This window comes from Enterobacter sp. AG326, from assembly GCF_004362415.1.
Taxonomy (GTDB): Bacteria; Pseudomonadota; Gammaproteobacteria; order Enterobacterales; family Enterobacteriaceae; genus Enterobacter; species Enterobacter asburiae.
This window is the reverse complement of record NZ_SNXG01000001.1, coordinates 1,178,424-1,201,099: the sequence shown is the minus strand read 5'-3', so window position 1 is coordinate 1,201,099 and position 22,676 is coordinate 1,178,424. Positions and strand designations below refer to the sequence as shown.

The window sequence follows — 22,676 nt, the reverse complement described above, 5'->3', positions numbered from 1 at the left end:
TTAGCCCAGCGCCTTCGCCAGCAGGGTGATTGGATGTTCGCAGCGCTTGCTGGTGGACATCTCAATCTGCCACTTGCAGGTTTCGCAGTCCGTTACCACGATATCCGCGCCGCTCTCTTCAATCTGACGGAACAGCGGGGCGCCAATTGCCTGTGACGTTTCGTAGTTTTCACGCTTAAAGCCGTAGGTCCCCGCAATCCCGCAGCAGCGCGAATCCAGCACCGTCAGCTCCAGGCCTGGAATTAATCGCAGCAGCTCAAGCGTATAGAGCGACCAGCCCATCTTCTCCATATGACACGGCGTGTGATACACCACTTTCAGCGGTAATGTCTTCAGCGGCAGCGTTTGTCCGCCGTCCAGCTTGCGCCACAGGAAGCGCGTCGCCAGCTCGATGTGCTCGCGCAGGCCGGCGTTATCCACGTCCAGCAGATGCGGGTACTCGTCGCGCAGGGTGAAGGTACAGGTGGACGAGGTCGCCAGCACCGGAATACCTTTATCGACAATCGCTTCACGCAGTGACGCGACATTGCCTTGAGCCTGCCTGCGCGCTTTATCGGTAAACCCGTTGGCGATAAGCGGTACGCCGCAGCACTTCTCTTTGTTCAGTAGCTGAACGCCCGTTCCCATGGCGTTCAGCACCTTCAGCAGATCTTTGCCCAGCTGCGGGTGGTTGTAGTTCACATAGCAGCCGTGGAAGAAGGCCACCTGATCGGCGTACTGCGCCTGTTCCGCCGCGACGGATTTGTACCAGCGGCGGAAGGTGCCGTGAGAATATTTTGGCAGGCTGCGGTGATGATCTATCTTCAGCGTCGCATCCAGCAGCTGGCGCACCGGCTTGAGAGAGGTCGCGGCATTCACCAGCGGGGCAAATGGCGTCGAGACGCTGCCCATCAGATCGGTATGGCTCAGGATCGCGTCCCGCAGCGTCGGCTTTTGCGTGCTGTAGCGCGCCCGGGCGCGCTGGATGATATCGCCGATTTTAACATCCGACGGGCAGGCGACTTCGCAGCGTTTGCAGTTGATGCAGTATTTCAGCGCCTCGTCGTACAGCTTGCCGTCCTTCAGACGCAGACGCTCGCCGTCCGGCCCGGCCTGTTTCGGGCCAGGATAGCGTGGGTTCACGCCGCTGACCGGACAGACGGTGGTGCACACCGTGCATTTAATGCAGCTTTCAAAACGGGTGTCGTTCATTGTTCAGCCTCCGTGCGCTGGCTAATCTGCTCTGCCACATACAGCGCCGTGACGGCGCAGACCCCGCCACCGCATCCCTGAGCAATGGGATCGTACCCGCCCAGCAGCGAGCCGATGGCAAAGAGATTACTGACGGGCTTACCGGAAAGTTGCGGATGCAGCTGGCTATCGACAATCACGCCGAACTGCTGCCAGGGCTGCGGCGAGAAGAAATCACTCTGATACCAGTCCGCGCGGGAGGCTCGCTGGCGAACATCCAGCCCCATAATGGCTTCCCGGATGCCCTCCCGGCTGCTCAGCAGCCCGTTGCTGAAGAAGCTGCCGCTTGCCAGCACCGTATAGCGGGCACGAAGCGGAATATCGTCGTGGTTGCGCGTCCAGATCTCGCTCACCGCGCCGTCGGTCAGGGTGATTTTTTTCACCTCATCACCCGCCATCCACACGCCGCCCTGCGCGACAAACTGGCGCTGGAGCTGGGTATGCAGGCGAATGCCGGGTACGGAAGGGGGCAGCGTGGGCAGCAGGCCGAGCGAGCATGGCAGACGATCCGAGAGCCAGCGCCAGAGCCGGTTGTCGCGTAAACCAAAGCAGGCGGGCATCAGCAGGGCGTCGCAGCCGTCGCTGAGCGGCCTGAGCGCGTCATACAGCAGCGGCCATTTGTCTTCGTTATCCAGAAAACGTGCAATATTCACTGCGCGAAACTCACTCGGGTTGTCGCGCAGGACATCAAGCTCAGGCAGCTCTATCTCTGCCGTTTCGGCATTGACGCCCTGGCGACAGAGCGACGCCGCCGTGAGATGGGGCTGAAAATCCAGAAAACCGCTAATACCCACGACCCGCACGCGCGCGGCATTGAAGGGTGCAACGGGTACCTCCTCCGGGCTGAGCCAGGCAGAGCGTAGGGTGCCGAGCGGCGTGACGCGCTGGTGATTGAGCCGGGCGCTTCCCTTCAGACGCGCGCCGCAGTCCGCCAGCAGCGCTTCGGTTTCCAGCGCAAAGCGGTCAATATGCTGGGCGCCAATCAGGTGATACGGGTGCTCCGGCGGCAGCTTATCGCGGTACGCTTCGTCCACCAGATCCAGCGAGCCCGACGAGAAGTGCAGGGCGCTCTGGCCCCGGGTGATAATGGCGCAGCGCAGCCCCTGCTTCGAGAGCTTGATGCCGCAGAGCAGGCCTGCCAGCCCGCCGCCGACGATGACGGTATCAAATTTCATCGCGTTGCTCCTTCTCAAGACCGCAAAGCCCCTGGTAGACCCAGCGGGTAAATTCGCTTTCGCGCAGGGCATCGCCCCAGGCGACAGGCTGAATGCCTTTCCAGCGCTCGTTTAAAAACGCGCTGAGCTGATCGAGCGACTGGGTGGCGGTAGTGGTGTGAAAACGCTGCAGCAGCCCGGCGGCACGACAGGCGCACAGCTCGCCCTGACAGGTCCCCATTCCCACGCGGGTGCGGCGGCGAAGATCGAGCAGGCTTGTGACCGTCAGGCTCTCCACCGCGTACTGCACCTCACCGGCGGTGACGGCTTCGCACTCGCACACCAGGCTGCGGCTCAGTCGTCCTTCACCGAGCCACTGTGGCGTTCTGTCGCCGTGGCGGTAAATCGCGGATCCGCGCAGCGGCGCGGGCAGGGAGATAATTTTTTGCAGCGTTTTTTCGGTGGACTGCCGCGAGCCGGGCAGCGGCTGGTCTGCCGTCACGCATGTTTCGGTATTCCCCAGCTTGCGGCAGACGGCATCGGTCGCCCACTCGGCCATCAGGCGGTAGGTCATCAGCTTGCCGCCGGTGATGGTGATAAAACCGTCCATGCCGTCGCGCTCGGCGTGATCGAGCAGCACGATGCCCCGGCTGACGTTACGCCCGCTCGGGTCGTTGTCGCTGGCGACCAGCGGACGCACGCCCGCATAGGCGCGCAGAATACGCGTCTGGGCCATCACAGGGGCCAGCTTTTCCCCTTCACGCAGCAGGACGTCGACCTCTTCGGCGGTCACGCGGTTGTAGTCAATCTCGCTGTAGTCCACGTGGGTTGAGGTAGTACCGATTAACGAAATGGTGTCGCCCGGGACGAGGATATCGGCGTCGGACGGTTTGCGGCAGCGGTTGATCACGTGGTTATTGATGCGGTGGTCGAGGATCAGCAGCGAGCCTTTTGCCGGGAACATGCGCACCGACAGATCCGCGTATTCCGCGATGCGCTGCCCCCAGATCCCCGCCGCGTTGACCACCACGGCGGCATACAGCTCGCTGTGTTCGTTATATTGCGTATCGAGGATCCGCACGCCGCAGATGCGATTCCCCTCGCGGATAAGCCCGGTCACTTCGTGCCCGGTCAGGATGCGCGCGCCATGCTCGCGGGCGTCCAGCATATTGGCGGCGGTCAGGCGGAAGGGGTCAACGGTGCCGTCAGGCACTTTCACCGCGCCGATAAGCGCCGGGTTAACAGACGGTTCCAGCCGCCGCGCCAGCGCCGGGTCCATTGCCTCCGCCTGAATGCCCGCCGCAGTGCAGGCGGTAATAAAGGTGTCCTGAAAGGCGAGGTCATCTTCGGGAAGGGTAATAAAGAGGCCGTCGGTCGGCTCAATGCAGTGGCGGGCGATACGCTTGAGGATCTGGTTTTCAGCAATACATTCGCGCGCGGATTCACCGTCGGTAACCGCGTACCGCGCGCCGCTGTGCAGCAGGCCGTGGTTACGCCCGGTTGCGCCCGTGGCGATGTCGTGGCGCTCCAGCAGCGTGACGCTTAAGCCGCGAAGGGCGCAGTCGCGTGCGATCCCGGCGCCGGTTGCGCCACCGCCAATGATTATCACATCGCTGTAGCGAGGATCGTGAATGGTCATTGTTTACCCTCTATGTTCGTTTTTTTATCATTTAGCCATATCAATAGTGTGGTTTGTTTGATTTCGAACATAAACGCGCGAAATTCGAAAGTGAAACGTGATTTCATGCGCTTTTTTGCGCATTCTGTCATATTTCTGTAACAATCTGTGCGTTGATTCACAGTAACAATCACCGTGATTTCTTAACATCCCCGCCTCTGGAATTCAGGTGCGAGCCACCTGCTCATTCAATTCAAGGCCACGGAGGCTGTTATGCTCAGTATCTTCAAACCTGCGCCGCATCGGGCGCGTCTGCCAGAGGCAGAAATTGATCCGCTATACCGCCGTCTGCGCTGGCAAATTTTCCTGGGGATCTTCTTCGGGTACGCGGCGTACTACCTTGTACGTAAAAACTTTGCGCTCGCCATGCCGTATCTGGTGGAGCAGGGCTTCTCCCGCGGCGATCTGGGGTTCGCGCTGTCGGGGATCTCAATCGCCTACGGTTTTTCCAAATTCATCATGGGTTCCGTATCGGATCGCTCGAATCCGCGTGTGTTCCTGCCCGCCGGCCTGATCCTGGCGGCCGCGGTCATGCTGTTCATGGGCTTTGTGCCGTGGGCGACGTCCAGTATTGCGATTATGTTCGTCCTGTTGTTCCTCTGCGGCTGGTTCCAGGGGATGGGGTGGCCGCCGTGCGGACGCACCATGGTGCACTGGTGGTCGCAGAAGGAGCGCGGCGGCATCGTGTCGGTGTGGAACTGCGCGCATAACGTGGGTGGCGGTATTCCGCCGCTGCTATTCCTGCTGGGGATGGCCTGGTTCAACGACTGGCACGCTGCGCTGTATATGCCAGCCTTCGGCGCCATCGTCGTGGCGATTATCGCCTTCGCGCTGATGCGCGACACGCCTCAGTCCTGCGGCCTGCCGCCGATTGAAGAGTACAAAAACGACTATCCGGATGATTACAGCAAAGAGCACGAAGAAGAGCTGACCGCAAAACAGATCTTCATGAAGTACGTCCTGCCGAACAAGCTGCTGTGGTACATCGCGGTGGCGAACGTGTTCGTTTATCTGCTGCGCTACGGCATTCTGGACTGGTCCCCGACCTACCTGAAAGAGGTGAAGCACTTCGCGCTGGATAAATCCTCGTGGGCCTATTTCCTGTATGAATATGCCGGGATCCCGGGCACGCTGCTTTGCGGCTGGATGTCGGACAAGGTGTTTAAAGGTAACCGCGGCGCGACGGGCGTCTTCTTTATGACCCTGGTCACTATCGCGACCGTCGTGTACTGGCTCAACCCGCCGGGTAATCCGGGTGTAGACATGGCCTGCATGATCGTTATCGGCTTCCTGATTTATGGTCCGGTAATGCTGATCGGTCTGCACGCGCTGGAGCTGGCACCGAAAAAAGCGGCAGGCACGGCGGCAGGCTTTACCGGTCTGTTCGGCTATCTGGGCGGTTCGGTCGCGGCGAGCGCCATCGTGGGCTACACAGTAGACTTCTTCGGCTGGGACGGCGGCTTTATGGTGATGATCGGCGGCAGCGTGCTGGCGGTACTGCTGCTGATTGTTGTGATGATCGGTGAGAAACGCCACCACGCGGAAGTGCAGGCGCGTCGTCAATAAGGAGCATTGCGATGAAATTATCTTACGTAACAACCGGCCTGCTGCTGGCGGGCCTGATGACAGGCTCCGCGCTGGCGGCGGATAAAATCGTTATCGCCCACCGCGGCGCCAGCGGCTATCTGCCGGAGCATACGCTGCCGGCGAAAGCGATGGCCTATGCCCAGGGCGCGGATTATCTGGAGCAGGATCTGGTGATGACCAAGGACGACCAGCTGGTCGTCCTGCATGACCACTATCTGGACCGCGTGACGGACGTGGCGGAGCGATACCCGGACCGCGCGCGAAAAGATGGCCGCTACTACGCCATTGATTTCACCCTGGCGGAGATCCGTTCCCTGAAGTTTACCGAGGGCTTCGAGATTGAAAACGGCAAGAAGGTGCAGGTCTATCCGGGACGTTTCCCGATGGGCAAATCTGACTTCCGGATCCATACCTTCCAGGAAGAGATTGAGTTTGTTCAGGGGCTGAACCACTCAACCGGTAAAAATATCGGCATCTACCCGGAGATCAAAGCGCCGTGGTTCCACCATCAGGAGGGGAAGGACATTGCCGCGAAGACGCTGGAGGTGCTGAAACAGTACGGCTACACCAGCAAGAAGGACAAAGTCTACCTGCAATGTTTTGACGCCGCAGAGCTGAAGCGCATCAAAACCGAGCTGGAGCCGAAGATGGGCATGAACCTCAATCTGGTGCAGCTGATTGCCTATACCGACTGGAATGAAACCCAGGAGAAGCAGCCGGACGGCAAGTGGGTGAACTACAGCTACGACTGGATGTTTAAGCCGGGCGCGATGAAGCAGATCGCGCAGTACGCCGACGGCATCGGGCCGGATTACCACATGCTGGTGGCGGAAGGCTCAGCGCCGGGCCACGTGAAGCTGACGGCGATGGTGAAAGAGGCGCAAGCCAGCAAGATGCAGGTGCATCCGTATACCGTGCGTGCAGACCAGCTGCCGCCGTATGCCACGGACGTGAATCAGCTTTATGAGGTGTTGTATAACCAGGCGGGCGTGGACGGACTGTTTACGGATTTCCCGGATAAAGCGGTCGAATTCATTCACCGGAAGTAGGTTTAGTAGGTCGGGTAAGGCGAAGACTCCACCCGACAATCAGGCTCTGCGGCCTGATGCCCTCACCCTAACCCTCTCCCACCGGGAGAGGGGATACGGACAACATCACATTTCGATCTCAATATCGCCTTTTGCCCGGCAGCAGCAGGGCAAAATTTCCCCTTCGTTGATAAAGGCCAGCGGCTCGGTCAGCCAGTCCACCTGGCCGGCGACCAGACGGCAGCGGCAGGATCCGCAGTAGCCGGAACGACACTGGTACTCTACTTCTACCTGATGCGCCTCAAGCGCCACCAGCAGAGAAGGGTGCTCCTCCCGACACAGCACCTCAGTGCCGGAAAGACGTAGCGTGACGCGTGACATCAGAGCTGGAAGTTGCTCAGGTCGTCGGTGTTGACTTCAGAATCAATCTGACCGACCAGATAAGAGCTGACTTCCACTTCCTGCGGCGCAACCTGCACGTTATCGGACACCAGCCAGGTGTTGATCCATGGAATCGGGTTAGAGCGCGTCTGGAACGGCAGGTCGAGACCGACGGCCTGCATACGGATGTTGGTGATGTACTCAACGTACTGGCACAGGATGTCTTTGTTCAGGCCAATCATGGAGCCGTCGCGGAACAGGTAGTCTGCCCACTCTTTCTCCTGCTGAGCCGCCAGCACGAACAGGTCGTAGCACTCCTGCTTGCACTCTTCGGCGATTTCCGCCATCTCCGGATCGTCCGTACCGCTGCGCAGCAGGTTCAGCATGTGCTGGGTACCGGTCAGGTGCAGGGCTTCATCGCGGGCAATCAGACGGATGATTTTGGCGTTGCCTTCCATCAGCTTGCGCTCGGCAAAGGCGAAGGAGCAGGCAAAGCTCACGTAGAAGCGGATCGCTTCCAGCGCGTTGACGCTCATCAGGCACAGGTACAGCTGCTTTTTCAGCGCGCGCAGGTTAACGGTAACGGTTTTACCGTTCACGTTGTGGGTGCCTTCGCCCAGCAGATGCCAGTAGCTGGTCATCTGGATCAGCTCGTCGTAGTAGTGGGCAATGCCTTCCGCGCGCTTCTGGATCTGCTCGTTGGTAACGATATCGTCAAACACCACCGCCGGATCGTTCACGATGTTGCGGATGATGTGGGTGTAAGAGCGGGAGTGGATCGTCTCGGAGAACGCCCAGGTTTCCACCCAGGTTTCCAGCTCAGGAATGGAGATCAGCGGCAGCAGCGCCACGTTCGGGCTACGACCCTGAATGGAGTCCAGCAGCGTCTGGTACTTCAGGTTGCTGATGAAGATATGTTTTTCGTGATCCGGCAGCGACTGGTAGTCAATACGGTCGCGGGAGACGTCCACTTCTTCCGGGCGCCAGAAGAAGGAGAGTTGCTTTTCGATCAGCTTTTCGAAGATGTCATATTTTTGCTGATCGTAGCGTGCCACGTTGACCGGCTGGCCGAAGAACATCGGCTCTTTGAGCTGGTCGTTTTTCGTCTGTGAAAAGGTGGTATATGCCATGAGTGTGTCCTGTCTTACGAAATAAAGGCGGGGATATCCCCGCCCTTCATTAGATCTTACATGCGCCGCTTTCGCAGCCATCGTCCTGAATTGACGGTACCATGTCGTCCTGCGCGTCTTCCGCACCGTCACGGGTGTTGTGATAGTACAGCGTTTTCACGCCAAATTTGTAGGCGGTGAGCAGGTCTTTCAGCAATTGCTGCATCGGTACCTTGCCGGAAGGGAAGCGCGTCGGGTCATAGTTGGTATTGGCAGAGATCGACTGGTCGATAAACTTCTGCATGATACCTACCAGCTGCAGGTAGCCGTCGTTGTTTGGCATTTCCCACAGCAGCTCGTAGTTGTTGCCCAGCGTTTCGTAGTCCGGTACCACCTGACGCAGCACGCCGTCTTTCGACGCTTTAATGCTGACGTGGCCGCGCGGCGGTTCAATACCGTTGGTGGCGTTAGAGATCTGCGAAGAGGTCTCGGACGGCATCAGGGCAGAGAGCGTGGAGTTACGCAGGCCATGGGTCTTGATGGACTCGCGCAGGCCTTCCCAGTCGAGGTGCAGCGGCTCGCTGACGATTGCATCCAGGTCTTTCTTGTAGGTGTCAATTGGCAGAATGCCTTTCGCGTAGGTGGTTTCGTTGAACCACGGGCACGCGCCTTGCTCTTTCGCCAGCTCGTTAGAGGCTTTCATCAGGTAGTACTGAATGGCTTCGAACGTCTGGTGCGTCAGGTTGTTGGCGCTGCCGTCAGAGTAGCGCTTGCCGTTTTTCGCCAGCCAGTAGGCGAAGTTGATCACGCCGATACCCAGGGTACGGCGGCCCATCGCACCGCGTTTAGCGGCCGGGATTGGGTAATCCTGGTAGTCCAGCAGGGCGTCGAGCGCGCGAACCGCCAGCACCGCCAGCTCTTCCAGCTCGTCCAGGCTCTTAATTGCGCCCAGGTTGAACGCGGACAGCGTACACAACGCGATTTCGCCGTTTTCGTCGTTCACGTCTTCCAGCGGTTTGGTCGGCAGGGCGATCTCCAGGCACAGGTTAGACTGGCGCACTGGCGCAACTACTGGATCAAACGGGCTGTGGGTGTTGCAGTGGTCCACGTTCTGGATGTAGATACGGCCGGTAGAGGCACGTTCCTGCATCATCAGGGAGAAGAGGTCTACCGCCTTCACGCGCTGCTTACGGATGCTGTCGTCTTTTTCGTATTTGGTGTACAGACGCTCGAACTCGTCCTGATCGGCAAAGAACGCGTCATACAGGCCCGGAACGTCGGACGGGCTGAACAGCGTGATGTCTTCGCCTTTCAGCAGACGGGTGTACATCAGCTTGTTGATCTGCACGCCGTAGTCCATGTGACGCACGCGGTTGCCTTCAACGCCGCGGTTGTTTTTCAGGACCAGCAGGCTTTCCACTTCCAGGTGCCACATCGGGTAGAACAGGGTCGCAGCACCGCCGCGCACGCCGCCCTGAGAGCAGGATTTTACTGCCGTCTGGAAGTGTTTATAGAACGGAATACAGCCGGTGTGGAACGCTTCACCGCCGCGAATCGGGCTGCCCAGCGCACGAATGCGACCGGCGTTGATGCCGATACCGGCACGCTGGGAGACGTATTTCACGATGGCGCTGGAGGTGGCGTTGATGGAATCCAGGCTGTCACCACACTCGATCAGTACGCAGGAGCTGAACTGACGGGTTGGGGTACGCACGCCAGACATGATTGGCGTCGGCAGAGAAATCTTGAACGTGGATACCGCATCGTAGAAACGCTTCACGTATTCCAGACGGGTATCACGCGGGTAGTTAGAGAACAGGCAGGCGGCCACCAGAATATAGAGGAACTGGGCGCTTTCGTAGATCTCACCGGTTACACGGTTCTGAACCAGGTATTTGCCTTCGAGCTGCTTCACCGCCGCGTAGGAGAAGTTCATGTCGCGCCAGTGATCGATAAACCCGTTCATCTGCTCGAACTCTTCTTCCGTATAGTCTTCCAGCAGATGCGTGTCGTATTTGCCCAGCTCAACCATTTTCACTACGTGATCGTAAAGCTTCGGCGGCTCAAACTGGCCGTAGGCTTTTTTACGCAGGTGGAAAATCGCCAGACGTGCAGCGAGGTACTGATAATCCGGTGCTTCGCGGGAGATGAGGTCTGCCGCTGCTTTAATGATTGTTTCGTGGATATCAGACGTTTTGATACCGTCGTAGAACTGAATGTGAGAACGCAGTTCAACCTGGGAGATAGATACGTTGTTCAGTCCTTCTGCTGCCCAGTCGAGAACTCGATGGATTTTGTCCAGATTGATACGCTCGGTAGTACCGTCGCGCTTTGTCACCAGCAGACTCTGATTCATGTGGGTTTTACCTGTCCGTGAAATAAAAAATATCCCCCGCTTATCCACAGATCCGTCTTGTGACTAACTCTGTGGATAAATACTACATATAGGGGGTTTGCGATAAGATAAACGCTATATGGTGAGTATTCTAGTATCGAATCATTTCAGCACAAGGGTTGATTTTGACGTTAAATTGAGGTTGTGAAAGGGTAAAAAAGGCTAAGTCCTCGTACCGTAAGGCCTGGAAGACATGTCAATAATTAAGAAAAAAAATTCAAAATTTGATCGAGTGCTGATTTCTTCAACGGGAGGTCAGAATTGCGCAACATGATGTCGCGCAATCTTTATAAGAATAACGAATGACGTTAGTCGTTTTTGGCGGTTGTGTGCAACATATAGTTAACATCAACGCCCGGTGCGAGTTTGAATTTATCGGTCAGCGGATTGTAGTGCAGGCCGGTGATGTGCTGCTCTTTGAGCCACGTCTGGTCAACCCAGCCTAACAACTCCGCAGGCTTGATGAATTTCTTCACGTCGTGCGTCCCTTTCGGCACCATGCGCAGCACATACTCCGCGCCGACAACGGCCATCAGCCAGGCTTTACCGTTACGGTTGATGGTTGAGAAGAAGACCTGGCCGCCTGGTTTCACCAGTTTTGCACAGGCGTGCACCACCGACTGCGGATCGGGAACGTGCTCCAGCATCTCCATGCAGGTCACCACATCGTACTGATGGGCGTGTTTTGCCGCGTGCTCTTCCACGGTTTCCTGCACATATTCCACCTGTATGCCGGACTCCAGCGCGTGAAGGCGGGCAACCTGCAGCGGTTCAAAGCCCATATCCAGGCCAGTGACGTTCGCCCCTTCGCGCGCCATGCTCTCAGCCAGGATGCCGCCGCCGCAGCCGACGTCGAGCACTTTCTTACCGAACAGACCGCCGGAACGCTCCGCGATATAGCCCAGACGCAGCGGGTTAATGCGATGCAGCGGTTTGAACTCACCTTCGAGATCCCACCAGCGGGACGCCACCGCTTCAAATTTGGCAATCTCTTCGTGGTCAACGTTGTGAGCCACCGGGGATTTTTCGGCATTCATGGGCGCTTTTACTCCTTATTTAGCAAGACAAAGGAGTATATCAGGCAATCCCCGTGAATAAAGCGTATAGGTTTACCTCAATCACCTCGGCTGTGTTATAATTTGCGACCTTTGAATCCGGGATACAGTAGAGGGATAGCGGTTAGATGAGCGACCTTGCGAGAGAAATTACACCGGTTAACATCGAGGAAGAGCTGAAGAGCTCCTATCTGGACTATGCGATGTCGGTCATTGTTGGCCGTGCGCTGCCGGACGTCCGCGATGGCCTTAAGCCGGTACACCGTCGCGTACTATACGCCATGAACGTATTGGGCAATGACTGGAATAAAGCCTATAAAAAATCTGCCCGCGTCGTCGGTGACGTTATCGGTAAATATCACCCGCATGGTGATACCGCCGTTTATGACACCATCGTTCGTATGGCGCAGCCATTCTCCTTGCGTTACATGCTGGTAGATGGTCAGGGTAACTTTGGTTCAGTCGACGGCGACTCCGCTGCGGCGATGCGTTATACGGAAATCCGTATGTCGAAAATCGCTCATGAGCTGATGGCCGACCTGGAAAAAGAGACCGTTGATTTCGTCGATAACTACGACGGCACCGAGCGCATCCCAGATGTGATGCCAACCAAGATCCCGAACCTGCTGGTTAACGGTTCGTCCGGTATCGCGGTCGGTATGGCAACCAACATTCCGCCGCACAATATCACCGAGGTGATCAACGGCTGCCTGGCCTATATCGACGATGAAGACATCAGCATTGAAGGGCTGATGGAACACATCCCGGGCCCGGACTTCCCAACGGCGGCGATCATTAACGGTCGTCGCGGTATTGAAGAAGCGTACCGCACCGGCCGCGGCAAGATTTACATCCGTGCCCGCGCCGAAGTGGAAGCGGACGCTAAAACCGGCCGTGAAACCATCATTGTTCACGAGATCCCGTATCAGGTGAACAAAGCGCGTCTGATTGAAAAAATCGCCGAGCTGGTAAAAGAAAAACGCGTTGAAGGCATCAGCGCGCTGCGTGACGAGTCTGACAAAGACGGTATGCGCATCGTGATTGAGATCAAACGCGACGCGGTGGGTGAGGTTGTGCTGAACAACCTGTACTCCCAGACTCAGCTTCAGGTCTCCTTCGGTATCAACATGGTTGCACTGCACCATGGTCAGCCGAAGATCATGAACCTGAAAGAGATCCTGAGCGCGTTCGTGCGTCACCGCCGTGAAGTGGTGACCCGTCGTACCATCTTCGAACTGCGCAAAGCGCGCGACCGTGCGCACATCCTTGAAGCGCTGGCGGTTGCGCTGGCCAACATCGACCCGATCATCGAGCTGATCCGTCGTGCGCCAACCCCGGCGGAAGCGAAAGCCGGCCTGATTTCCCGTCCGTGGGATCTGGGTAACGTCGCCGCGATGCTGGAACGTGCGGGCGATGACGCAGCGCGTCCAGAGTGGCTGGAACCTGAATTCGGCGTGCGTGACGGTCAGTATTACCTGACTGAACAGCAGGCCCAGGCGATTCTGGATCTGCGTCTGCAGAAACTGACCGGCCTTGAGCACGAAAAACTGCTCGACGAATACAAAGAGCTGCTGGAACAGATTGCTGAACTGCTGCATATCCTGGGCAGCGCAGAGCGTCTGATGGAAGTGATCCGTGAAGAGCTGGAGCTGGTCCGCGATCAGTTCGGCGATGCGCGCCGCACCGAAATCACCGCGAACAGCTCTGATATCAACATTGAAGATCTGATCAACCGCGAAGACGTGGTGGTCACCCTGTCTCACCAGGGCTATGTGAAGTATCAGCCGCTGACCGACTACGAAGCACAGCGTCGTGGCGGTAAAGGCAAGTCTGCAGCTCGTATTAAAGAAGAAGACTTTATTGACCGCCTGCTGGTGGCCAACACCCACGACACGATCCTCTGCTTCTCCAGCCGCGGTCGTCTGTACTGGATGAAGGTCTATCAGCTGCCGGAAGCGAGCCGCGGCGCGCGTGGCCGTCCAATCGTTAACCTGCTGCCGCTGGAAGCGAACGAACGTATCACCGCCATCCTGCCGGTACGCGAGTACGAAGAGGGCGTGAACGTCTTTATGGCGACCGCCAGCGGTACCGTGAAGAAAACCGCGCTGACCGAGTTCAGCCGCCCACGTTCCGCCGGTATTATCGCGGTGAACCTGAACGAAGGCGACGAGCTGATCGGCGTGGATCTGACCTCCGGTTCTGATGAAGTGATGCTGTTCTCTGCGGCCGGTAAAGTGGTGCGCTTTAAAGAGAACGCCGTCCGTGCGATGGGTCGTACCGCTACGGGCGTTCGTGGTATCAAACTGGCTGGCGAAGACAGCGTTGTTTCTCTGATTATTCCGCGCGGTGAAGGGGCTATCCTGACCGTGACGCAGAATGGTTACGGTAAACGTACGGCGGAAGGGGAATACCCAACCAAGTCTCGCGGCACGCAGGGCGTTATCTCTATCAAAGTGACCGAGCGCAACGGTTCCGTTGTGGGCGCGGTGCAGGTGGACGATGCCGACCAGATCATGATGATCACCGATGCCGGTACGCTGGTGCGTACCCGCGTGTCTGAGATCAGCGTGGTGGGGCGTAACACCCAGGGCGTGATCCTCATCCGTACAGCGGAAGATGAAAACGTGGTGGGTCTGCAGCGCGTTGCTGAGCCGGTGGATGACGAAGAGCTCGATTCCATCGACGGTAGCGTTGCGGAAGGCGATGATGATATCGCGCCGGAAGCCGACACCGACGATGACGTAGCGGATGACGCTGACGAGTAATGTCTCCTGATGCAAAAAAGGGCCGGTTTCCGGCCCTTTTCTTTTGCACAAGCAGATAAGTCAACGTTGCGACCTGGCGCGTTTACCGCTACCTTAACCACATTCTTTTTACCCCGACGGCGGAGCCTCGCCCCCTTGAAATACCTCGTCTCCTTTCGTACTACGCTGAAAGTTTCTCGCTATCTGTTTCGGGCGCTGGCGCTCCTGCTTTGGCTGCTGGTGGCCTTGTTCTCGGTGTTTTACATCGTTAACGCGCTGCACCAGAAAGAAGCAGAGATCCGCCAGGAGTTTAACTTAAGCTCCGACCAGGCCCAGCGCTACATTCAGCGAACGTCTGACGTGATGAAGGAGCTGAAGTATATTGCCGAAAATCGTCTGACGGCGGAAAACGGCATCCTTGCGCTTCGCGGGCGGAATGACAATACCGAAGTCCCGGACTTCCAGCCGCTGTTCCCGGACTCCGATTGCTCCACCATGAGCAATACCTGGCGCGGGTCGCTGGAATCCCTTGCCTGGTTTATGCGCTACTGGCGCGACAATTTCTCCGCCGCCTATGATCTTAACCGCGTATTCCTGATTGGCAGCGAAAATCTCTGCATGGCTGACTTTGGCCTGCGCGACGTGCCCGTTGAGCGTGACGATGCGCTGAAAAGCCTGCATGAACGTATTGTGAAATATCGCAATGCGCCGCAGGACGAGCGCGGGAATAACATCTTCTGGGTTAGCCAGGGCCCGCGCCCGGGCGTGGGCTATTTCTACGCCCTGACGCCGGTGTATCTGGGCAATCGCCTGCAGGCGCTGCTGGGGATTGAGCAGACCATTCGCATGGAAAACTTTTTCACCCCGGGCAGCCTGCCTATGGGGGTGACCATTCTGGATGAAAACGGTCATCAGCTGATCTCACTCGCCGGGCCGGATAACCGGTTAAACGTCGAACCGCACTGGATGCAGGAGCGGTCGTGGTTTGGCTATACCTCGGGCTTCCGTGAACTGGTGCTGAAGAAGAGCCTGCCGCCTTCGTCGCTGAGTATTGTCTATTCGCTGCCGGTGGATATAGTGCTTGAGCGGATACGCATTCTCATCATGAATGCCATTCTGCTGAACCTGATTGCGGGTGGGGCGCTGTTCACCCTGGCGCGCATGTACGAGCGGAAAATCTTTATTCCGGCCGAAAGCGACGCCCAGCGGCTGGAGGAGCACGAGCAGTTTAACCGCAAGATTGTCGCGTCGGCGCCGGTGGGGATCTGCATTCTGCGTACCCAGGACGGAACCAACATCCTGAGTAACGAGCTGGCGCATAACTACCTGAACATGCTGACGCACGAAGACCGCCAGAGGCTGACGCAAATTATCTGCGGTCAGCAGGTTAACTTTGTCGACGTGCTCACCAGCACGCACACCAACCTGCAGATCAGCTTTGTGCATTCCCGCTATCGCAATGAAAACGTGGCGATTTGCGTGCTGGTGGATGTCTCCGCGCGCGTGAAGATGGAAGAGTCGCTGCAGGAGATGGCGCAGGCCGCGGAGCAGGCCAGCCAGTCGAAATCCATGTTCCTTGCCACCGTCAGCCACGAGCTGCGAACGCCGCTGTACGGGATCATCGGTAACCTCGATCTGCTGCAGACGAAAGAATTACCGAAAGGAGTCGACAGGCTGGTGACGGCAATGAACAACTCCTCCAGCCTGCTGCTGAAAATCATCAGCGATATTCTCGACTTCTCTAAAATCGAGTCTGAGCAGCTGAAAATCGAGCCGCGGGAGTTCTCGCCGCGCGAGGTCATGAACCACATCAGCGCCAACTATCTGCCGCTGGTGGTGCGTAAACAGCTGGGTCTCTACTGCTTTATTGAACCTGACGTGCCGCTGACGCTGCACGGCGATCCGATGCGCCTGCAGCAGGTCATTTCTAACCTGCTCAGCAACGCCATCAAATTCACCGACGTTGGCTGTATCGTGTTGCACGTTTGCCGGGCGGGGGATTACCTGAGCATTCGCGTGCGCGACACGGGCGTCGGCATCCCGGCGAAGGAAGTGGTTCGCCTGTTTGACCCGTTCTTCCAGGTCGGGACCGGCGTGCAGCGTAACTTCCAGGGCACCGGACTGGGGCTGGCGATTTGTGAGAAGCTCGTCAGCATGATGGATGGTGATATTTCCGTGGATACCGAGCCCGGCATGGGCAGCCAGTTCACCATCCGTATTCCGCTCTATTCGGCGCAGTATCCGGCAAAAGCGACGGTGGACGGGCTGAGCGACAAGCGCTGCTGGCTGGCGGTGCATAACGCCTCGCTGAATGACTACCTGACGGCGCTGCTTGCCCACAGCGGCGTGCGGGTGTGCCGCTATGAAGGTCAAACGCCGGACGTGGACGATGTGCTGATCGCCGACGAGATGCCGGAGCAGCCGTGGCAGGGGAGAGGGTCGGTGCTCTTCTGCCGTCGCCACATCGGTATTCCTGTCGAGCGTGCGCCTGGGGAATGGGTACACAGCGTTGCAACGCCGCACGAGCTGTTAAGCCTGCTGGCGCGCATCTACAAAGTGGAGCTGGAAGAGCGCGACGGCGCGGGCGGATTGCCGTCACCGGAGTCTCTGGCGTCGGTAAATGACGATATGATGATTCTGGTGGTGGATGACCATCCGATTAACCGTCGCCTGCTGGCTGACCAGCTTGGATCGCTGGGCTACCAGTGCAAAACCGCTAATGACGGCGTGGATGCGCTGAATGTGCTGAGTAAAAATCATATTGATATCGTGCTTAGCGACGTCAACATGCCAAACATGGACGGCTACCGTCTGACGCAGCGCATCCGACAGCTTGGCCTGACGCTGCCGGTAGTGGGCGTAACGGCGAACGCGCTGGCGGAAGAGAAACAGCGTTGTCTGGAGTCAGGCATGGACAGCTGTTTGTCGAAACCGGTGACGCTGGACGTGCTGAAGCAGACGTTGTCGATTTACGCGGATCGCGTGAGAAAAACCAGAATATAAAAAAGGCCCGCAAGGGCCTTTTCGCTTTTCATCCTCTCCCCGTGGGAGAGGGACGGGATGAGGGCATCAGGCCGCACACCCGTCCGGGATCAATCCTTGTCCGTTGCGCTCAGCGTAACGGAGGAGAGATAGTTCAGCAGAGCAATATCGTTGTCCACGCCCAGCTTCATCATCGCTGATTTCTTCTGGCTGCTGATGGTTTTAATACTGCGGTTCAGCTTCTTGGCAATCTCGGTCACCAGGAAACCTTCTGCGAACAGGCGCAGAACTTCACTCTCTTTCGGGGACAGGCGTTTGTCACCGTAGCCACCCGCGCTGATTTTTTCCAGCAGACGAGAGACGCTCTCAGGCGTGAACTTCTTGCCTTTCTGCAGCGCAGCGAGCGCTTTTGGCAGATCGGTCGGTGCGCCCTGTTTCAGCACAATCCCTTCGATGTCCAGATCCAACACCGCGCTCAGGATCGCCGGGTTGTTGTTCATGGTCAGAACAATGATCGAGATATCCGGGAAGTGACGTTTAATGTATTTGATGAGCGTGATCCCATCACCATATTTGTCTCCAGGCATGGAGAGATCGGTAATGAGCACGTGTGCATCAAGCTTTGGGAGGTTATTGATCAGTGCTGTAGAGTCTTCAAATTCACCGACTACATTCACCCACTCGATCTGTTCAAGTGATTTGCGAATACCGAACAGTACAATCGGATGGTCATCGGCAATAATTACGTTCATATTGTTCATGTATAAGGCTACCTTGCTACAGCAAGCTTTTGACGTAGGCGTCAATGTCGCTGATGTATTTTTCAATGCCAGAGGCATCTTTCTCACGAATTAGATGTTCCAGCGTTTCACATAACTGCTTGCCGGGAACCAGATTAAGCATGGCAAACACCCCTTTAAGCCGGTGTGCTGTCTGTGCCAGCGCTGCAAAATCATTCGCAGCGGACTCAGTATACAACCGCTTAACATCATCTGGTACTGTATCAACAAAGAGTGAATAGTATCCGCTGGCGTGAAGCTCGGCATTTTCATTGCCGCCTAACGGTGACTCCGTTATCTCTTCCTGCGCCAGCTGCTCTTCTATTAGTTGTAGTACAGCTTCCTGCATCGCATTGCTTATATTAAAGTTGACGCGCAGCTGGCCAGGGCCGATTTTCCGCACGCCTGACTCATCATCGCTTAAAAGCAAGCCGGAGGCAGTAAGATTAGACGGATTATCAGTTAAAAACAGATCAAATTCTTGACTTGCAAGTCTTTCATCCGGGGTGATGCAGGCTGCTCCCCAGTTTTCTAACTGACGAACGACAATATTGCGGATCTCGTTCGAGGTCACATCGACCATCACCACGACGTCATCCAGCAGACGTTCTTCATCCTCTTCCTGCGGATTGGCCGCCATTTTCACATGCAGAGAATAGCGGGTGCCGAGGGATTCACGGGCTTTGATGTTCAGGTGGCCGCCGAGCTTACGCGCCAGCTGATCGCACAGCCAGAAGGTCAGGGCATTGGCCTTGCCGTAGCGATCGCTCTGCGTGTCATTCAGGAACGGGAAGTGCAGATTATCAATTTCACTTGTTGTGACGCCTTCCCCGGTGTCCAGGATGCGGAACGTCAGACGGTCTTCTGCTGACTCCTCGGTGCTGACTTCAAGAGTGATCTTGCCGATCTGCGTGGTGGTGACGGCGTACTGAATAATCATCAGCAGAATGCGGCGCAGCGCTTCGCGATCGCCGTGGCGTTCGTCATTCGCAGGGAGATTGTTATTGATCAGCAGCTGCAGCCCTTTGCGCTTAATAACGGGCAGCACTTCCGGCACCACTTCATCGATCAGATCCTGAATGGAGAAGAGGGCTGGCGTTCCCTTCCAGAAATCATTCTCCAGCATGTTTGCCAGCTGGATCTCATCAACCATTCTGACCAGCGAATCGGCCTGGCAGGCAAGCTGGTGGCTTTCAGAGGTGTTTAACGCCGCCGCCTGGGTCGCCAGCGTTTTTAACGGCTGCTTGAAGGCATCGCCAATGTTCTGCATAAATGCGGCGCGCCCCTGCTGGTTTTTCTCATACAGCCTTTGCGCCTGCTTGAGCTTTTTATTGACCAGCACTTCGCGATCCTGGTCGCGAATAATGAAGATTTGCGTGCGGGGAGCCACCTGGCTGCGGAACTGACGGATCTCGTACAGTTCATTGTTGATGGTGGCCTGAATCACCCCCTGGTGTTGATCCGCCATGGTGGTGATGTTCTGCAGGTTAAGATGCGGCAGCAGATGGTCGGCAATTTTGTTGCTCATCACCGTACGATTCGCCTCCTGGTCGTGAACCAAGACCCCAAGCGGCAGCACGGAAACAATCTCTTCATTCAATGCACGTAATACGCGCAGCTCATTGCTGGTGCCGGCCGGAACCGCAGAGGCGTCGCTCTGACGCCCCGTCTGGAAACGGAAGGTGCTATAGCCAAACAGCGCCAGCGCCAGCAGACCGATATTCAGCAGCAGAGGCAGCAGAATATTTTGCAGGGTATCGAGCAACAGCGTGCCAAACGGCACCTGCCACACCAGACGCATGCCGGTCGAGTTCAGCGATGAGGCAATTTCGATTTTCGAGCCGTTAAAGGAGATCGATACGCTCTCTGCGGCCTCTTTGTCGGACGCCGCACGCATGTTTTGGGTGCTGCTGTCTGGCTCCAGGCGGAAGCTGTCGAGCGGCATATCCGGCGGGATTAAATCATTAATCGGTAAATCGAAGGCCACCACCGTCGCCAGATGCCCTGGCTGGTTGAACGTGGTGCGCAGGGTAAAATAATGGCCGTTTTGCCAGGCCAGACGACGCAGGGAAGAGAAGCTCTCACGTTCATCAAGGGCGTTCGCCTGCTGCAGCATCTCTGCCCGGCGGGAATCGACGATGCTGCCCACGGTTGTCTCTTTAAACCCGGATGAGAGATCTTTTAACGGCAGCGTTGAGATCAGGATCATGCTGTTGTCCTGACCGTTCAGATAGTACATCGACCACGGTACCGTTTCGGCGCCCCAGAGGGTATCCAGATAGGTCGAAATACGCTGCGTCATCTCAAGCGTCGCGCTGTCGTGAGAGCCAAAGATGAGGGCCTCGGTCTTACGCTGCGGTTTTTCGAGATAATAGACATCCTGCTTAAGCCGCGTCTCCTGAAGTCCATCTCCGGACGAGGAGGTCGGGGCTGCCGCGATATTGTCGTAAATCTGCCAGGTGGCGTAGCGCCAGGTATCTATGCGCTTGTGCACGGCGTGGGTGATATCCACGACCTGATAGCTCTTATCCTTCAGCCAGGCGTTAACCGCGCTTTGTACCATCACCCCCATGGTGACTAACAGCACAACGATCAAAAGAAGAAAGAAACGGGTGATGCTCCCGGGGAGAAGGGAGAATTTGCTCGGGGCGGTAGTTTCAGTCTGACTCATTGATATCTTTAACCCGTTATGGTCGTGCTCTGTGGCGATAGGGCAGTATAAAGGGTAATAACTGAATTTCCAGCGCGACTGTCCGGGATGAGGCGACTTTTTCACGGGACAATATCGGCGGTGATGCATGCAGTAAACATGTACAAACTCGCCATACGCGTACAAATAATCAGCCCGCGCAGTCAAAGAATAGCACGAATTAACAAGAAATTAAGTTTTGTACCAATGGATGGATTTCGAAAGATACCCGACGTGAATTTAGTTAATAGTCGTTACAATTACGGTGCGGTAGCACAAAAAAAGAGAAGTTACGTAAAGAAAGGTAAAAAAAACCGAATGCGGAGCATCCGGTTCAATTAGGGATAAACAGACATTCAAAACTGAATGACGGTAATAAATAAAGTTAATGATGATAGCGAGAGTTATTTTAGAGATTAGGCGAGATCTTGTTTTGTCATTCAGTGCTGTAACGGATTTTATTGTAACTCATTGATGTTTATATGGTGATTTTCCTGTTTGATTATAAGTGCTAATTTTCTAAGCTATTTGTGCTTTGTAAAAGTTCCTTGATATTTACATTTTGAAACATGTTGATGGTTAAATGAAACATCTTCAAAGTTTTCGTATCATATTCGCATTGGATTATTCTGTAATTTTGCGGAGAATGAAATTGCCGACTGGTTAATGAGGGTTAACCAGTAAGCAGTGGCAATTATAAGGCATATAACAGAGGGTTAATAAAATGAAAGTTAAAGTACTGTCCCTCCTGGTACCAGCACTCCTGGTAGCAGGCGCAGCAAATGCGGCCGAAATTTATAACAAAGATGGCAACAAATTAGATCTGTACGGTAAAGTCGATGGTCTGCACTATTTCTCTGACGACAAGAGTGCCGACGGCGACCAGACCTACATGCGTCTTGGCTTCAAAGGCGAAACTCAGGTTAACGATCAGCTGACCGGTTACGGCCAGTGGGAATACCAGATCCAGGGCAACACCTCCGAAAGCGAAAATGATGCCTGGACGCGTGTGGCGTTCGCGGGTCTGAAATTCGCTGACGCGGGTTCTTTCGATTACGGTCGTAACTACGGCGTAATCTACGACGTAACCTCCTGGACTGACGTTCTGCCAGAATTTGGCGGCGATACCTACGGCGCAGACAACTTCCTGCAGTCCCGTGCTAACGGCGTGGCGACCTACCGTAACCAGGACTTCTTTGGTCTGGTGGATGGCCTGAACTTTGCCCTGCAGTATCAGGGTAAAAACGGCAGCGTAAGCGGTGAAAACGACACCGGTCGTAGCCTGCTGAAACAGAACGGCGACGGCTACGGTGCATCCGTGACCTATAACCTGGGTGAAGGCTTCAGCATCGGTGGTGCAATGTCTTCTTCCAAACGTACCGCTGACCAGAACAACACCGCTAACCTGGCGCTGAAGGGCGAAGGCGATCGTGCTGAAGTCTATTCTGGTGGTCTGAAATACGACGCCAACAACATCTACCTTGCGGCGCAATACTCCCAGACCTACAACGCAACGCGTTTCGGCAACTCTCAGAGCAGCAGCGACATTTACGGCTTCGCTAACAAAGCGCAGAACTTCGAAGTGGTTGCTCAGTACCAGTTCGACTTCGGCCTGCGCCCATCCGTGGCTTACCTGCAGTCTAAAGGGAAAGACATCGAAGGTTACGGCGATCAGGATCTGCTGAAATATGTTGATGTTGGTGCGACTTACTACTTCAACAAAAACATGTCCACCTACGTGGATTACAAAATCAACCTGGTTGATGAAAATGAATTCACCCGTCAGGCGGGTATCGGTACTGACGATATCGTCGCGCTGGGCCTGGTTTACCAGTTCTAATCGCTTCATCGTGTGACGTAAGGGG

At 56.2% G+C, this 22,676-nt stretch carries 14 protein-coding genes; 5 read left to right on the top strand and 9 right to left on the bottom strand.

Annotated features, from left to right (window positions below):
• The 3 genes from glpC to glpA are packed head-to-tail and all read right to left on the bottom strand — an operon-like array spanning position 1 to position 4,023.
• Entirely contained in the window at positions 1-1,191 is a 1,191-nt protein-coding gene (gene glpC / locus DFO52_RS05615; protein ID WP_121931916.1) for an anaerobic glycerol-3-phosphate dehydrogenase subunit GlpC, read from the bottom strand.
• Entirely contained in the window at positions 1,188-2,405 is a 1,218-nt protein-coding gene (glpB, locus tag DFO52_RS05610) for a glycerol-3-phosphate dehydrogenase subunit GlpB (RefSeq protein ID WP_133549660.1), read from the bottom strand. The genes glpC and glpB overlap by 4 nt, the downstream gene beginning before the upstream one ends.
• Positions 2,395-4,023: an anaerobic glycerol-3-phosphate dehydrogenase subunit A gene (gene glpA / locus DFO52_RS05605; protein WP_133549658.1), complete on the bottom strand. Its 1,629-nt coding sequence runs from the start codon at positions 4,021-4,023 to the stop codon at positions 2,395-2,397. Before glpA ends, glpB begins: the two co-directional genes overlap by 11 nt.
• A 252-nt stretch (positions 4,024-4,275) precedes the next feature.
• Between glpA and glpT the strand changes: the two genes are divergently transcribed.
• Both glpT and glpQ read left to right on the top strand, forming a co-directional pair.
• Entirely contained in the window at positions 4,276-5,628 is a 1,353-nt protein-coding gene (gene glpT, locus DFO52_RS05600; RefSeq protein WP_133549656.1) for a glycerol-3-phosphate transporter, read from the top strand.
• Between the two features lie 11 nt (positions 5,629-5,639).
• Positions 5,640-6,698, top strand: a complete 1,059-nt coding sequence (gene glpQ, locus DFO52_RS05595) for a glycerophosphodiester phosphodiesterase (protein ID WP_133549654.1) — start codon at positions 5,640-5,642, stop codon at positions 6,696-6,698.
• Between the two features lie 105 nt (positions 6,699-6,803).
• Here the strand turns inward: glpQ and yfaE are convergent, their stop codons facing one another.
• From yfaE to ubiG, 4 genes are all read right to left on the bottom strand, one after another.
• Positions 6,804-7,058 (bottom strand): class I ribonucleotide reductase maintenance protein YfaE, encoded by a 255-nt coding sequence (yfaE, locus tag DFO52_RS05590; protein ID WP_023294104.1) that lies wholly within the window; start codon positions 7,056-7,058, stop codon positions 6,804-6,806.
• Positions 7,058-8,188, bottom strand: a complete 1,131-nt coding sequence (nrdB, locus tag DFO52_RS05585; RefSeq protein WP_029740920.1) for a class Ia ribonucleoside-diphosphate reductase subunit beta — start codon at positions 8,186-8,188, stop codon at positions 7,058-7,060. The genes yfaE and nrdB overlap by 1 nt, the downstream gene beginning before the upstream one ends.
• A 49-nt stretch (positions 8,189-8,237) precedes the next feature.
• A complete protein-coding gene (nrdA, locus tag DFO52_RS05580) occupies positions 8,238-10,523 on the bottom strand; it encodes a class 1a ribonucleoside-diphosphate reductase subunit alpha (protein WP_023312513.1) in 2,286 nt (761 codons plus the stop codon).
• A 347-nt stretch (positions 10,524-10,870) separates the two neighbouring features.
• Entirely contained in the window at positions 10,871-11,599 is a 729-nt protein-coding gene (gene ubiG / locus DFO52_RS05575; RefSeq protein ID WP_029740919.1) for a bifunctional 2-polyprenyl-6-hydroxyphenol methylase/3-demethylubiquinol 3-O-methyltransferase UbiG, read from the bottom strand.
• Between the two features lie 146 nt (positions 11,600-11,745).
• Here ubiG and gyrA point away from each other — a divergent pair, with 146 nt between their 5' ends.
• Positions 11,746-14,382 carry a DNA topoisomerase (ATP-hydrolyzing) subunit A gene (gene gyrA / locus DFO52_RS05570; RefSeq protein ID WP_029740918.1) on the top strand — a complete coding sequence of 879 codons (2,637 nt, stop codon included), beginning with the start codon at positions 11,746-11,748 and terminating at the stop codon, positions 14,380-14,382.
• Between the two features lie 135 nt (positions 14,383-14,517).
• Complete coding sequence (gene rcsC, locus DFO52_RS05565; RefSeq protein WP_133549652.1) at positions 14,518-17,364, top strand: two-component system sensor histidine kinase RcsC; 2,847 nt, start codon at positions 14,518-14,520, stop codon at positions 17,362-17,364.
• A gap of 89 nt (positions 17,365-17,453) precedes the next feature.
• On the opposite strand, the gene rcsB is transcribed toward rcsC, so the two are convergent.
• Positions 17,454-18,104, bottom strand: coding sequence for a response regulator transcription factor RcsB (rcsB, locus tag DFO52_RS05560; RefSeq protein WP_003859405.1), 651 nt, complete (start codon positions 18,102-18,104; stop codon positions 17,454-17,456).
• Positions 18,105-18,120: 16 nt separating this feature from the next.
• A complete protein-coding gene (gene rcsD / locus DFO52_RS05555) occupies positions 18,121-20,793 on the bottom strand; it encodes a phosphotransferase RcsD (protein ID WP_058841535.1) in 2,673 nt (890 codons plus the stop codon).
• A gap of 742 nt (positions 20,794-21,535) precedes the next feature.
• Here rcsD and DFO52_RS05545 point away from each other — a divergent pair.
• Positions 21,536-22,651, top strand: coding sequence for a porin OmpC (locus DFO52_RS05545; protein ID WP_047647228.1), 1,116 nt, complete (start codon positions 21,536-21,538; stop codon positions 22,649-22,651).
• Positions 22,652-22,676 lie beyond the last annotated feature (25 nt).

What these genes read in the sequence shown, in the direction of transcription:
- rcsD (WP_058841535.1), bottom strand. Translation starts at nt 20,793, where the DNA reads ATGAGTCAGACTGAAACTACCGCCCCGAGCAAATTCTCCCTTCTCCCC.
- glpT (WP_133549656.1), top strand. Translation starts at nt 4,276, where the DNA reads ATGCTCAGTATCTTCAAACCTGCGCCGCATCGGGCGCGTCTGCCAGAG.
- nrdA (WP_023312513.1), bottom strand. Translation starts at nt 10,523, where the DNA reads ATGAATCAGAGTCTGCTGGTGACAAAGCGCGACGGTACTACCGAGCGT.
- glpA (WP_133549658.1), bottom strand. Translation starts at nt 4,023, where the DNA reads ATGACCATTCACGATCCTCGCTACAGCGATGTGATAATCATTGGCGGT.
- ubiG (WP_029740919.1), bottom strand. Translation starts at nt 11,599, where the DNA reads ATGAATGCCGAAAAATCCCCGGTGGCTCACAACGTTGACCACGAAGAG.
- yfaE (WP_023294104.1), bottom strand. Translation starts at nt 7,058, where the DNA reads ATGTCACGCGTCACGCTACGTCTTTCCGGCACTGAGGTGCTGTGTCGG.
- DFO52_RS05545 (WP_047647228.1), top strand. Translation starts at nt 21,536, where the DNA reads ATGAAAGTTAAAGTACTGTCCCTCCTGGTACCAGCACTCCTGGTAGCA.
- glpB (WP_133549660.1), bottom strand. Translation starts at nt 2,405, where the DNA reads ATGAAATTTGATACCGTCATCGTCGGCGGCGGGCTGGCAGGCCTGCTC.
- nrdB (WP_029740920.1), bottom strand. Translation starts at nt 8,188, where the DNA reads ATGGCATATACCACCTTTTCACAGACGAAAAACGACCAGCTCAAAGAG.
- gyrA (WP_029740918.1), top strand. Translation starts at nt 11,746, where the DNA reads ATGAGCGACCTTGCGAGAGAAATTACACCGGTTAACATCGAGGAAGAG.
- glpQ (WP_133549654.1), top strand. Translation starts at nt 5,640, where the DNA reads ATGAAATTATCTTACGTAACAACCGGCCTGCTGCTGGCGGGCCTGATG.
- glpC (WP_121931916.1), bottom strand. Translation starts at nt 1,191, where the DNA reads ATGAACGACACCCGTTTTGAAAGCTGCATTAAATGCACGGTGTGCACC.
- rcsB (WP_003859405.1), bottom strand. Translation starts at nt 18,104, where the DNA reads ATGAACAATATGAACGTAATTATTGCCGATGACCATCCGATTGTACTG.